The following is a 12,616-nucleotide window of genomic DNA, read 5'->3' as shown; positions in this document are numbered from 1 at the left end:
CGTACCGGCGGCCGCACCACGCGAACGCCGCCGCGTCAGCGGCGCGCGGCGGCCGTCTTCCGGAGTGCGGGCCGCTCCGCGGCCGCCGCGTGTGCCGCCGCGTTCGCGGCCCAGAGGGAGCGGACGTGGCCGAGGTGCCGGGCCATGCACGCCTCGGCGGCCTCCGCGTCCCCGGCGAGCATCAGGTCGAGGAGTTCGACGTGCTCCTCGGCGGAGGGGATGAGCTCGTCGCGCTCGTCGAGGGCGGTGAGGCCGTAGAGGCGGGAGCGCTTGCGGAGGTCGCCGACGGTCTCGACCAGGCGCTCGTTGCCGGAGAGGCCGAGGAGCGTGAGGTGGAACCGCCGGTCGGCCTCCAGGTAGCCGATGAGGTCGTGCTCGCGGGCGGCGCGCACGATCTCCTCGGCGACCGGGCGGAGCGCCTCCAGGTCCGCGCGGGAGGCGGTCCGGGTGATCCGGCCGACCATGGGCACCTCGATCAGCGTGCGGATCTCGGTGTACTGGTCGAGGTCGCGCTCGTCGACCTCGGTGACCCGGAAGCCCTTGTTGCGGACGGGCTCGACCAGCCCCTCCCGGGCCAGGTCGAGCATGGCCTCGCGGACGGGCGTCGCGGAGACGCCGAAGTCCTCGGCGAGGCCGGGCGCGGAGTAGACCTCGCCGGGGCGCAGTTCACCGGAGATCAGCGCGGCGCGCAGGGCGTGGGCGACCTGGTCGCGCAAGCGCTCCCGGGCGGTGATGAGATTGCGCTGCTTGAGGTGGCCCATGGTGTCCCTTTCGCGCCCCGATGGACTGGACCACCAGCGTACAATGTCACATTGCCTTTCCGGGTCACTCCGCAGTGTGGGGCAGCAGCGTGTACGTGCGCTCGGCGGTGTAGAACTCCAGGGCGGCGCGGCCCTGTTCGCGCGGTCCGTGGCCGGAGGCCCCGGTGCCGCCGAAGGGGAGGTGGAAGTCCACGCCGGTGGTGGGGGCGTTGACGCGGACCATACCGGTGCGGAGCGCGTCGAGTCCGTGCAGGGCGGCGTCCAGGTCCGCCGTGTGCACGGAGGTGACCAGCCCGTAGGGGACGGAGTCGGTGATCCGTACGGCCTCGGCGAGGTCGGCGGCGGGCAGCAGGGCCGCGATCGGGCCGAACACCTCCTCGGTGAGCAGCCGGTGTCCCGCCGGCACCTTCTCGACCAGCGTCGGGGCCGCGTACCACCCGGGCCCCTCGGGCGCGGGCCCCGCGGCGAGGACGGACGCCCCGTCCGCCGCCTCGGCCGCCCGGTCGCGGGCCCGCGCGGAGATGACGGGCCCGCAGACCGTCGCAGGATCGGCCGGGTCGCCGGCCGGGAGGGCGCGCACCGCCTCGGCGAGGGCCTCGCGGAGGGGGTCGAGGGCGGCGCCCACGGCGATGATGCGGCTGGTGGCGGTGCACTTCTGCCCCGCGTAGCCGGCGACGGCGGCGGCGATGTGCGCGGCGGCCCGTCCGATGTCGGCGTCGGGCAGGACGATCGCGGCGTTCAGCCCGCCCGTCTCGGCCTGGACGGGGACACCGCGGGCGGTCGCCGCGGCGACGACGCGGGTGCCGACGGCCGTCGAGCCGGTGAAGGAGACCGCGTCGGCCGCGTCGAGCACGGCGGCACCCTCCTCCGCGCCGCCGGGGACGACGGCGAACACCCCGTCCGGGACGGCCTGTCGGACGATCTCGGCGAGGCGCAGGGCGCAGACGGTGGCCTCGGGCGCCGGTTTGAGGACGGCGGTGTTGCCGGCCGCGAGGGCGGGCGCGGCCTTCCAGCTCGGGATGGCGAACGGAAAGTTCCACGGCGTGACGAGGCCCGCGACGCCGTGCGGGCGACGACGGGTCAACAACAGCCCCTGCCCGCCCGCCGGTTCGTGGACGGCACCCGTGGACTCGTAGGGGGCCTGGGCGTAGTACCGCCAGATCGCGACCGTACGGGCCACCTCCGCGCGGGCCTCGGCGACGGGCTTGCCCACCTCCCGTACGGCCAGGGAAGCCAGTTCGGCGGCGGCGTCCTCGATCGCCGACGCGACCGCCGAGAGGGCGGCCGAGCGGGCGGCGGCTCCGGCGCCCCGCCAGCCCGGCTGCGCGGCGCGGGCCCGCCGGACGGCGTCGGCGGCGGCGCGCGGGCCGGGAGCGGTGAACTCGGTGAGGACGTCGGCCGGGTCGGCCGGGTTGGCGGAGGAGTAAACAGCGGAGGAGTGGGGGAGGCCGGGGCGGGAGTCATAGGAGGAAGCCTCCGGGGAAGGGGTCGTCCGGGTCGAGGAAGTACTGGGCGGTGCCGGTGATCCAGGCGCGTCCGGTGATGGCGGGGACGACGGCCGGCACCCCGCCGACCTCGGTCTCCGCGACCAGCCGGCCGGTGAACCGGGTGCCGATGAAGGATTCGTTGACGAAGTCGCGGCCGAGCGGGAGGGCGCCGCGGGCGTGCAGCTGGGCCATGCGGGCGGAGGTCCCGGTGCCGCAGGGCGAGCGGTCGAACCAGCCGGGGTGGATGGCCATCGCGTGCCGCGAGTGGTGCGCGTCCGAGCCGGGCGCGGCCAGGTAGACGTGCTTGAGCCCGCCGATCTCGGGGTGTTCGGGGTGGACGGGCCGGTCCGGCGAGGCGTTCACGGCGTCCATGAGGGCGAGTCCGGCCGCCAGCAGCTCGTCCTTGCGGGCGCGGTCGAACGGCACCCCGAGAGCGTCGAGTTCGGCGAAGGCGTAGAAGTTGCCGCCGAAGGCGAGGTCGTACGTCACCGTGCCGTACCCCGGGACGTCGGCCTTCCGGTCCAGGGCGACGCAGAACGACGGCACGTTGGTGAACGTGACCGCCTTCGCCGCGCCGTCCTCCACCCGCACGTCGACGGTGACGAGGCCGGCCGGGGTGTCGAGGCGGACGGTGGTGACGGGTTCGGTGACCGGGACCATGCCCGTCTCGACGAGGACGGTGGCGACGCCGATGGTGCCGTGGCCGCACATCGGCAGGACGCCGGAGACCTCGATGTAGAGGACGCCGTAGTCGGCGTCGGGGCGGGTCGGGGGCTGGAGGATCGCGCCGCTCATCGAGGCGTGGCCGCGCGGCTCGTACATCAGGAGGGTGCGGAGGTGGTCCAGGTGGTCCATGAAGTGCCGCCGCCGGTCGGCCATGGTGGCGCCGGGGATCACCCCGACGCCGCCAGTAATGACGCGGGTGGGCATGCCCTCGGTGTGCGAGTCGACGGCGTGGAAGACGTGGCGGGTGCGCACGGACGTCCTTTCGCGCGGGTGGGGGGTCAGTGGTGCCCGTCGGCGACGGCCTTCTCGGTGGCGGCGCGCACCAGGGCGTCGGTCTCCGGGGCGAGCGGGAGCCGCGGCGGCCGGCTGGGACCGCCGTGGAACCCGACGACGTCCATGGACACCTTGATGGCCTGCACGAACTCCGTCCGGGAGTCCCAGCGCAGCAGCGGGTGCAGCGAGCGGTAGAGCGGCAGGGCGGTGCCGAGGTCGCCGTCGACGGCGGCCCGGTAGAGGGCGGCGCAGGAGGCGGGGAACGCGTTGGGGTACCCGGCGACCCAGCCGACCGCGCCGGCGGTGGCCAGCTCCAGCAGGACGTCGTCGGCGCCGACGAGCAGGTCGAGCCCGGGCGCGAGTTCGGCGATCTCGTAGGCCCGCCGGACGTCGCCGGAGAACTCCTTGACGGCGACGATCGACCCGTCGCGGTGGAGAGCGGCCAGCAGTTCCGGGGTCAGGTCGACCTTGGTGTCGACGGGGTTGTTGTACGCGACGACCGGCAGCCCGGCCCGGGCGACCTCCGCGTAGTGGGCGCGGACGGCGCGCTCGTCGGCGCGGTAGCCGTTCGGCGGCAGCAGCAGCACGGACCCGCAGCCGGCCTCGGCCGCCTGCTCCGCCCACCGCCGCGCCTCGCCCGCGCCGTACGCTGATACCCCAGGCATCACCCGGGCCCCGTCCCCGGCCGCCTCGACGGCGGTCCGCACGACGCGCGCCCGCTCGTCGTCGGTGAGCGTCTGGTACTCGCCGAGCGAGCCGTTGGGGACGACGCCGTCGCATCCGCCGTCGAGGAGGCGGCGGATGTGGGCGGCGTACGTGTCGTGATCGATCGTCAGGCCGTCCGCCAGGACGTCGCGGAACGGGAGCGCGGTGGCGACCATGATGCCGCGCCAGGGGTGGGTGGTGTTCCAGGAGGTGGCGGTCATGCCGATACCCTTCTGTGGCGTGTGACATTTTACTGGGGGGCTGGGGGCGCCCACAAGAGGGCGGCGCCCGGCGCCGGTTGGCGGATCAGCCCTCGGCGGGTGGGCGCGGGGCGGGGATGTCCCGCTCGGCGGACGCGGCGGGGTCGCGGCGCTCCGGTTCGTCGAGCGCGACCAGCGCCCCCAGCGGTACGGGGACGGCGAACGGCCGGCGGACCGGGGCCGGCGGCGGTACGGTCCCCTGCGCCGTACCGCCGCCGGCAGCTGCCGCGAGGCAGGTCACGGCGGTGCCGCAGACGCGGCCCTGGCACCAGCCCATCCCCGCGCGGGTGAAGAGTTTGACGGTCCGTGCGTCATGGGCGCCGAGGCCGGCGACCGCTTCGCGGACGCGGCCCGCGGTCACCTCCTCGCAGCGGCACACCTCCGTGTCGTCGGTGAGCCAGTCCGTCCAGCCCTCCCCCGGCGCGTGGGCGGCGGCCATCGCGTCGGCGAAAGAACGCAGCCGGTCGCGGCGGCGGCGCAGGGCACGCAGACGCTCGGCCGGGACGGTACCGGTCCGGCCGGAGAGCCGGAGGGCCGCCGCGATGCCCGCCAGTTCACCTTCCGCCCAAGCGAGTTGCCAGCCGCCGACCCCTACGGCCTCCCCCGCCGCCCAGAGGCCGGGGACGCTGGTCTCCTGGAGGCCGTCCACGAGGAGGGCGTGAGTGCCGCCCGGGGTGCGCCGGGTGGCGCAGCCGAGGCCGGTGGCTAGTTCGGTGCGCGGCTCCAGGCCGTGGCCGACGGCGAGCGCGTCGCAGGCGATCCGGCGGCCGGTGCCGGGGACGGGCCGCCAGTCGCGGTCGAGACGGGTGACGGTGACGGCCTCCACGCGGTCGGTGCCGTGCACCCGGGTGACCGCGCTCCGGGTGCGTACCGCCACCCGGTGGCGGAGCAACGCCGAGCCATGGAGGGCCGCTTCGAGGGCCTTGTGCGGGTTGACGGCGAGGGCGCGCGGGCGCCGGGCGTAACCGAGGTAGCCGGCCGCCTCGACGACGGCCGGGACCCGCGCCCCCGCGGCGGCCAGCGACGAGGCGACGGCGAGCAGCAGCGGCCCGCTGCCCGCGACGACGATCCGCCTCCCGGGCAGGACCAGCCCGGACTTGAGCATCGCCTGCGCGCCACCCGCGCCCACGACGCCGGGCAGCGTCCAGCCGGGGAAGGGGAGTTGGCGTTCCTGGGAGCCGGTCGCCAGCAGCACCGCGCGGGCCCGGACGCGGACCGGCTCGCCGCCGTCGCCGTCCGGCCCGGTGACGGCATGGACGCTCCACGCGCCACCGTCCTCCCTGGTCACGGCCCAGACGTGGTGTGCGGCGAGGTGGTCGACGCGGCTCGCCGCCGGCCGGGCGCACAGGGCGGCGAAGGCGGACCGGCCAGGGAGCGCCCCCGGCCGCCGCCGCCTGGGTTCGGCCAACTCCGGTGCGGGGGAACGGAAATACTGCCCGCCAGGCCGCTCGGCGGCGTCGAGGAGTGCGACGGACAGCCCCAGCCGGGACGCGGCGACGGCACCGGCCGTCCCGGCGGGTCCCGCGCCGATCACCGCGAGGTCGTACCCCTCGCGCGGCGCCCGGGGCTCAGACGGCGAGTCCGGCACGGCCGTGTCCTTCCTGCGTGGTGACGACGTCCCCGGGCCGGGCCGGCAACAGGCAGGCCCGGCGGTTGGGCTCCCCGTTGACGGTGGCGAGGCAGTCGAAGCACTGCCCGATACCGCAGAACGCGCCGCGCGGCCGGCCGCCTCCGCGCGTCGTCCGCCAGGCGAGCACGCCGGCGCCCCACAGCGCGGCGGCGATCGTCTGCCCGGGCAGGGCGCGGACGGGACGCCCGTCGAAGCTGATCTCGAACGCGGCGGCGTCGGGCGGGAGGCCGGGAGCGCGGCGGCGCGGCATGGCGGGGCTCCTTTCGGTGGGACGGCCGGCGGTGCGGTGGTTCACGGTGCGGGGACTTTGGGCGCGGTGACTTTGGGCGCGGGGGCTTGGGCGCGGGGGCTTGGGCGCGGTGGCTTGGGTGCGGTGACGCGGGCGCCTTCCCGACGCGTCCACCCGACGGCGATCCGGGCGACGACGCTCTCGCCAGCGCGAACCGATCGGGCGCGCCCGGCCGGGCACTGAGGCGGTACGGGCGGGCCGGTGCCAAGGCGGTACGCCCGGCCCGACGCTGAGCCGACGCGCGCGCCCCGGTGTTGACGGGGTGCCGGCGGGCCGGGCGCGTCGACGCGGTGGGGCCGACCGCGAAGTCGCCACGCTCGCGCACGGCTGCGCATCCGGCAACGCCGCGACCCGGCAGGGCATGTACCTGCGGCGGGGGAAGACCGGGTCGGCGCGCCCCACGCACGGAGCGGCCACGGAACCACCACCCGGCGCCCCCGCGTCGGCACGCACCGCACCCCGCGAAGCCGCCGACCGCGAACGCGCACACCGGCGGAGCGAGCGACGCGGCACAGCCGACCGGGGCACCCGCAGCGGAACCGCCCCCTCCCCCGCCCTCACGCCGCCACCCCCGCGAACCGGCCCGGCGCGAACGGCGTCGGGTCGACCGGGGGCCGGTCGCCCGTCAGCAGGGCGGCGGTCAACACGCCGGTGGCCGGGGCGAGTCCGATGCCCGCGCCCTCGTGGCCGCAGGCGTGCAGCAGGCCGGGGACGCGGGGGTCGCGGCCGATCGCGGGGAGGTGGTCGGGAAGGTACGGGCGGAAGCCGGCGTACGTCCGCGTCGCGCGCACCGTGCGGAGCACCGGGAACAGGGTGGTGGCCCCGGCCGCGAGGCGGCGCAGCGCCTCGGTGGACAGGGTGCGGTCGAAGCCGACCCGCTCCCGGCTGGCGCCGATGAGGACCGGGCCCGCCGGGGTTCCTTCGACCACCGCCGAGGTCTGGAGCGCGGCCGAACCGCTGGCGACGTCGGTGACGTAGTCCGCCGCGTACACCTTGTGCCGGACGACGCGCGGCAGCGGTTCGGTGACGAGGACGAAGCCGCGGCGCGGCAGGACGGGCAGGTGCGTCCCGGCCAGCCGGGCCACGTCGCCGCCCCAGGTGCCGGCGGCGTTGACGACGTACGGCGCGTGGACGGTGCCGGCGGGCGTCCGGACGCCGCGCACCTCGCCGCCGGGGCCGGTGAGGACGGCGGTGACCGGCTCGCCGGTACGCACCCGGGCACCTGAGGCGCGCAGCAGGTGGGCGGCGGCGAGGGCGGGCTGGACCTGCGCGTCCTGCGGGTAGTGGACGCCGCCGGCGAGGCCGGGGGCGAGGTGGGGTTCGAGGTCGCGCAGCGCGTCCGCCGGTACGTCGGCGGCGGTCACGCCCGCCGCGGCCTGGCGGGCGGCGAACGCCCGCAGCGCGGCGGCCCCGGCGGGCCGGGAGGCGACGACCAGGCCGCCCTTGGCCTCGTACTCGACGCCCGCGGGGAGCTCGTCGGCGAGCTCCCGCCACAACGCCGTGGAGAACAGCGCGAGTTCGAGCTCGGGGCCCGGTTCCTTGTCGGAGACGAGGAGGTTGCCCTCGCCGGCGCCGGTCGTGCCGCCCGCGACGGGTCCGCGGTCGATCACGGTGACGGACAGGCCGGCGCGGGCGGCGTAGAGGGCGCAGGCCGCGCCGACCACGCCCGCGCCGACCACGACGACGTCCGAGGAGTCACGGGGAGACATGCGCGGTAATATTTCACATTGCACAGTCCCTGCCAAGGGTCGTTCAAGAACGGCCGCGACGAGGCATGCCACCCGCTCCGGGGCGGCATAATCTGCGCGGACCGAACGAAGGGGGACATCAGTGTCGGACACCCCGGCCCTCCAGCCCGCTCCGGGCGTACGGCCGCGCCGCCGCCGGATCGGCTACGAACTGCTGGAATGCGCGCTGCACGGCCACCGCCTCGTCGGCACCGACGCGGAGCGCGTCCGTCCGGAGGACGCGCTCCTGGTGCGCGAGACACCCGACGGCCACCGCTGGCACCGCTGCCTGCGCTGCGACGCGTGGCTCCCGCTCCCACCGCCGGACCGCCCGGGGCGCGAGACCCCCGAGCACCGCGACGCCATCGAACTCCCGCTGCGCGGCCGCCCGTTGCGCGACCGCTACGTCCTCCGCCTGATCGCGATCGACCGCCTGGTGCACTTCGTCGTCCTCGCCGTCATGGCCGTCGCCGTCTTCGTCTTCGCCCACGAGCGCACCCGCCTCCGCGGCCCCTTCTACCGCGTCGTGGACGACCTCCAGAACGGCGTCGGCGGCCCCAGCGGCGTCCGCGGCCACGGCCTGCTCGGCGACCTGGACAAGGCGTTCGCCGCACACGACCGCACCCTGTGGGTGATCGGCCTGGTCATCGCCGCGTACGCGGTCCTGGAGGGCGTGGAGGCGATCGGCCTCTGGCGCGCCAAGCGGTGGGCCGAGTACCTGACCTTCGTCGCGACGAGCGTGCTGCTCGTCCCCGAGGTCTACGAACTGCACGAGCGCGTCAGCCCGTTGAAGGTATGCACCCTGGTCATCAACCTGGCCGTGGTGGCCTACCTCCTGTTCGCCAAGCGCCTCTTCGGCCTCCGCGGCGGCGGCCGCGCGGAGGAGGCCGTCCGGGAACGAGACAGCGGCTGGGAAGCGCTGGAACGGGTCTACCCCGGCCGGGGCCACGCCCACCGGACCCCTCCGGGCTGATCGGCACGCGACACGTCCCGCCGGACGCGGCCGCCGCCGGCGCGTCCGTCAGCGCTCTTGCGTGAGTTCTCCCATCTCTTCCGTCAGTTCTCCCATCCACGCCTCGATCGCGTCCGGCGTCCGCGGCAGTGCCCCCGACAGCAGGCGGGCGCCGTCGGCGGTGATGACGAGGTCGTCCTCGATGCGCACGCCGATGCCGCGCAGGGCCGGCGGCAGGGTCTCGTCGTCGGGCTGGAGGTAGAGGCCGGGTTCGACGGTGAGGACCTGGCCCTCCTCCAGTACGCCGTCGAGGTAGGCGCCGGCGCGGGCCTGGGCGCAGTCGTGGACGTCCAGGCCGAGCATGTGGCCGCTGCTGCAGAGGGTGTAGCGGCGGTGGAGGTCGCCGTCGGGGGTGCGGAGGACGCCCCAGTCGGTGAGGCCCTCGGCGATGACGCGCATGCCGGCCCGGTGGAAGTCGCGGAAACTCGCGCCGGGTTTGAGAGCGGCCATGCCCGCTTCCTGGGCGGCGAGGACGAGTTCGTAGACCTGCCGCTGGACGGGCGAGAAGCGGCCGGAGAGGGGGAGGGTACGGGTGATGTCGGCGGTGTAGAGGGTGTCCGTCTCCACGCCGGCGTCGAGGAGGAGCAGGTCGCGCGGGTCCAGCCGGCCGTCGTTGCGGGTCCAGTGCAGGACGCAGGCGTGCGCGCCGGACGCGGCGATGGTCTCGTAGCCGGTGCCGTTGCCCTCGGCGCGGGCGCGCAGTCCGAAGACGCCCTCGATCCAGCGTTCGCCGCGCGGGTGCGCCAGGGCGCGCGGGAGGGCCCGGACGACGTCCTCGAAACCGGCGGTGGTGTGGTCGACGGCCTGTTGCAGTTGCCCGACCTCCCAGGCGTCCTTGACGAGCCGCAACGCGCTCAGCACCGCCGCGAGTTCGCCGTCGGTGGTGGCGTCGCGGCCGGGCGGGAGGGCGGCGTCGGGTTCCAGGGGCGCGCAGCGGATGCCCGTCGCGCGCTCGGTCTCGGCGGGGTCCGGTGACCGGCCGACCCAGAACTCGCCGTGGCGGCGGTCGCGGTAGAACGCGGACGAGCCGGCGGAGCGGGGCGGGCGCGGCCGGACGTGCAGCACCGCCTGGTGCCGGTGCGGACCGTTCGGTTCGAGGACGAGGACGTGCCCGGCCTGCTCCTCACCCGTCAGGCCGGTCAGCCAGGCGTACGCGCTGTGCGGCCGGAAGCGGTGGTCGCAGTCGTTGGAGCGGACCTTCGAGATGCCGGCCGGCACGATCAGCCGCTCGCCCGGGAAGCGCCCGGAGAGGCGTGCCCGCCGGGCGGCGGTGGCGTCCGCGATGGGCGACCGGGTACCGGAGGGCGACGGTACGGGCGCCCAGCCCGCCCCCATGAACGCCGCCAGTTCGTCGGACACCGGGAGGTCGTGGCTCACGGTGCGGATGGGGGCGTCGGCGGGTCCGGACACGGTGTTCCTCCTTGGGACGTCCAGGCGCAGTACCATTTCACATTACGGTGTTACAGGTCACATGTCATGGGTGGTCGCCGAAAAGGCCGCTCCCCCGCCGCGGTGAACGGCGTTACGGGAGCGGCCTCTGCGGTCGGGGCCGGGCCGGCCGGTGGCAGGCCCGGCGGCGTCAGGCCAGCGGCGCCGGGTACGTCGGGTACTCCACCCCGGACACGTGCTGGACGACGCGGACGACCTGGCAGGAGTAGCCGAACTCGTTGTCGTACCAGAGGTAGAGGATCGCGTTGTCGCCCTCGACCTTGGTCGCGCCGGCGTCGACGATCGACGCGTGGCGCGAGCCGATGAAGTCGCTGGAGACGGCGTCGGGCGCGCTGATGAAGTCGATCTGGCGCTTGAGCGGCGAGGTCAGCGACACGTTGCGGAGGTAGTCGAGGACGTCCTCACGGGTCGTCTCGCGGGCCAGCCGCAGGTTGAGGATGGCGATCGAGACGTCCGGCACCGGGACGCGGATGGAGCTGCCGGTGATCCGCGCCTTGAGGTCGGGCAGCGCCTTGGCGACGGCGGAGGCGGCGCCGGTCTCGGTGATGACCATGTTCAGCGGCGCGGAGCGGCCACGGCGGTCGGAGTTGTGGTAGTTGTCCAGCAGGTTCTGGTCGTTGGTGAACGAGTGGACGGTCTCCACGTGACCGTTCAGGACGCCGTACTCGTCCGCCATCGCCTTCAGCGGCGGGACGATCGCGTTGGTGGTGCAGGACGCGCAGGAGATGATCTGCTCGTCCGGCTTGATCATGTCGTGGTTGACGCCATGGACGACGTTGGGGACGTCGCCCTTGCCGGGGGCGGTCAGCACGACCTTGGCGATGCCCGGCCGGAGGTGCTTCGACAGCCCCTCGCGGTCGCGCCACTTGCCGGTGTTGTCGATGAGGATGGCGTCCTTGATCCCGTACGCCGTGTAGTCCACGGTCGTCGGGTCGTCGGAGTAGATCACCTGGATCTCGGTGCCGTTGGCGATGATCCTGCTGTTCGCCTCGTCGACGGTGATCGTGCCCTGGAACTGCCCGTGGATGGAGTCGCGCCGCAGCAGCGAGGCGCGCTTCACGATGTCCTGGCCCGCGCCCTTGCGGACCACGATGGCGCGCAGCCGCAGGCCGTTGCCCGAACCGGCCTTCTCGATCAGCAGCCGGGCGAGGAGCCGGCCGATGCGGCCGAAGCCGTACAGCACGACGTCGCGCGGCTCCCGCCGCTCGATCTTGTTCTCACCCAGCGCCCCGGCGACGGCCTCGGCGGTGAACTCCTCCACCGACAGGCCGCGGTCGTCGGCCTGGTAGGTCGCGGCGAGCATGCCGATGTCGATCTGCGACGGCCCGAGGTCGAGCGTGGTGAGCGCCCGCAGGAACGGCATCGTCTCGGTGACCGCGAGCTCCTCCCCGCGATCTGCCGGGCGAACCGGTGGGTCTTGAGGATGCTGACCACCGACTTGTTCACCAGGGAGCGGCTGTGGACCAGGACGGTGACGTCCCGCTCCCGGTGCAGCTTCCCGATGATCGGGATCATCGACTCCGCGATCTCCTCGCGGTACTTCCAGTTGGCGAACGTGTCGTCATTGACAGTCACAGGCGTATCTTTCGAGCTAGGCGGCGCTCATATGCTAACCCCACGGATGTTCGACGACTCAAGGGGTGCCGGTGGCTGGTTCCTCACACTCCGGCGTGGCGCTCCGTGACGGGCGGGACGGGGTCCCGGTGCACAGGTGACGGTTCACGGCGCACGCGTGATGGTTCACGGCGCACGCGTGACGTACGCGTGACGGATCACGGCGCACGGTCGCCCCGGCATCGGCGCGGGTCCCCCGGTAGACGCGGGACCCGCCCGTAGCCCGCCGTTCGGCCCACGCGTACGGCGAAGGACGTGCTCCGGCTCCCCGTCCGGTCGCGGGTGTGTCCATTCCGTTTCCCGTCACCCTCCGCCCATTGCCGGCCGGCCGCGGAGCCGGCCGGCGGAGCGCGTGCGCGCAACGCGGTCCGGGGCGGGCCGACGGGAGACCGAGGACCGTACCCGCGGGCCGTGTCGCGGTGTTCCGGGGACCACCGCTGTCGGGTCCACAACGCCACTCGTATGCCTGTCCGACTAATGCTCCGGTCCCGGTGCCGCGGTTCGGCGCACGGGGCCGGGGCACGCTGAGAGAGCGAACGGTCCGGCACGGCCGCGTTCGGCGGGCGGGCGGCGGAGCCCGCACGGCAGGCGTTCCATCCCGCGGGCCGCCGTGGCAGGGCCTCCCGCGCCGGTCCGGCGGAGACCGCGACAGGCACGAGCGCCGGACACCGGGTCGCACGAGG

General features: G+C 75.0%; 8 protein-coding genes and 2 pseudogenes. 1 reads left to right on the top strand and 9 read right to left on the bottom strand.

The features are described from left to right. Nucleotides 1–35: 35 nt before the first annotated feature. The 7 genes and pseudogenes from ACQEVS_RS28805 to ACQEVS_RS28775 all read right to left on the bottom strand — a co-directional run bounded on the left by ACQEVS_RS28805 (nucleotide 36) and on the right by ACQEVS_RS28775 (nucleotide 7,840). Nucleotides 36–761 (bottom strand): GntR family transcriptional regulator, encoded by a 726-nt coding sequence (locus ACQEVS_RS28805; protein ID WP_433025151.1) that lies wholly within the window; start codon nucleotides 759–761, stop codon nucleotides 36–38. A gap of 64 nt (nucleotides 762–825) precedes the next feature. Then, nucleotides 826–2,181, bottom strand: a pseudogene (locus ACQEVS_RS28800) (aldehyde dehydrogenase family protein); the annotation flags it as partial. A gap of 40 nt (nucleotides 2,182–2,221) precedes the next feature. After that, nucleotides 2,222–3,226, bottom strand: a complete 1,005-nt coding sequence (locus tag ACQEVS_RS28795; protein WP_433025147.1) for a proline racemase family protein — start codon at nucleotides 3,224–3,226, stop codon at nucleotides 2,222–2,224. A 26-nt stretch (nucleotides 3,227–3,252) separates the two neighbouring features. Further along, nucleotides 3,253–4,173 (bottom strand): dihydrodipicolinate synthase family protein, encoded by a 921-nt coding sequence (locus tag ACQEVS_RS28790; protein ID WP_433025144.1) that lies wholly within the window; start codon nucleotides 4,171–4,173, stop codon nucleotides 3,253–3,255. An 85-nt stretch (nucleotides 4,174–4,258) separates the two neighbouring features. After that, complete coding sequence (locus ACQEVS_RS28785) at nucleotides 4,259–5,800, bottom strand: FAD-dependent oxidoreductase (protein WP_433025141.1); 1,542 nt, start codon at nucleotides 5,798–5,800, stop codon at nucleotides 4,259–4,261. Next, nucleotides 5,781–6,092, bottom strand: coding sequence for a (2Fe-2S)-binding protein (locus tag ACQEVS_RS28780; protein ID WP_433025138.1), 312 nt, complete (start codon nucleotides 6,090–6,092; stop codon nucleotides 5,781–5,783). The genes ACQEVS_RS28785 and ACQEVS_RS28780 overlap by 20 nt, the downstream gene beginning before the upstream one ends. Before the next feature lie 596 nt (nucleotides 6,093–6,688). After that, nucleotides 6,689–7,840 carry an NAD(P)/FAD-dependent oxidoreductase gene (locus ACQEVS_RS28775; protein WP_433025135.1) on the bottom strand — a complete coding sequence of 384 codons (1,152 nt, stop codon included), beginning with the start codon at nucleotides 7,838–7,840 and terminating at the stop codon, nucleotides 6,689–6,691. A 121-nt stretch (nucleotides 7,841–7,961) separates the two neighbouring features. Here ACQEVS_RS28775 and ACQEVS_RS28770 point away from each other — a divergent pair, with 121 nt between their 5' ends. Further along, entirely contained in the window at nucleotides 7,962–8,831 is an 870-nt protein-coding gene (locus tag ACQEVS_RS28770) for a DUF2127 domain-containing protein (protein ID WP_433025132.1), read from the top strand. 48 nt (nucleotides 8,832–8,879) lie between these two features. Here the strand turns inward: ACQEVS_RS28770 and ACQEVS_RS28765 are convergent, their stop codons facing one another. Both ACQEVS_RS28765 and ACQEVS_RS28760 read right to left on the bottom strand, forming a co-directional pair. After that, nucleotides 8,880–10,280, bottom strand: coding sequence for an aminopeptidase P family protein (locus ACQEVS_RS28765; RefSeq protein WP_433025129.1), 1,401 nt, complete (start codon nucleotides 10,278–10,280; stop codon nucleotides 8,880–8,882). 169 nt (nucleotides 10,281–10,449) lie between these two features. Beyond that, a pseudogene (locus ACQEVS_RS28760) lies at nucleotides 10,450–11,894 on the bottom strand (glyceraldehyde-3-phosphate dehydrogenase). Nucleotides 11,895–12,616 lie beyond the last annotated feature (722 nt).

This window comes from Streptomyces sp. CA-181903 (genome assembly GCF_050937075.1).
Lineage (GTDB): Bacteria > Actinomycetota > Actinomycetes > Streptomycetales > Streptomycetaceae > Streptomyces.
The sequence above is the reverse complement of the archived record's forward strand: the minus strand, read 5'-3'. Positions and strand labels throughout refer to the sequence as shown.

Coding starts and splice junctions, on each gene's coding strand:
- ACQEVS_RS28805 (WP_433025151.1), bottom strand. CDS start 761: ATGGGCCACCTCAAGCAGCGCAATCTCATCACCGCCCGGGAGCGCTTG.
- ACQEVS_RS28790 (WP_433025144.1), bottom strand. CDS start 4,173: ATGACCGCCACCTCCTGGAACACCACCCACCCCTGGCGCGGCATCATG.
- ACQEVS_RS28780 (WP_433025138.1), bottom strand. CDS start 6,092: ATGCCGCGCCGCCGCGCTCCCGGCCTCCCGCCCGACGCCGCCGCGTTC.
- ACQEVS_RS28775 (WP_433025135.1), bottom strand. CDS start 7,840: ATGTCTCCCCGTGACTCCTCGGACGTCGTCGTGGTCGGCGCGGGCGTG.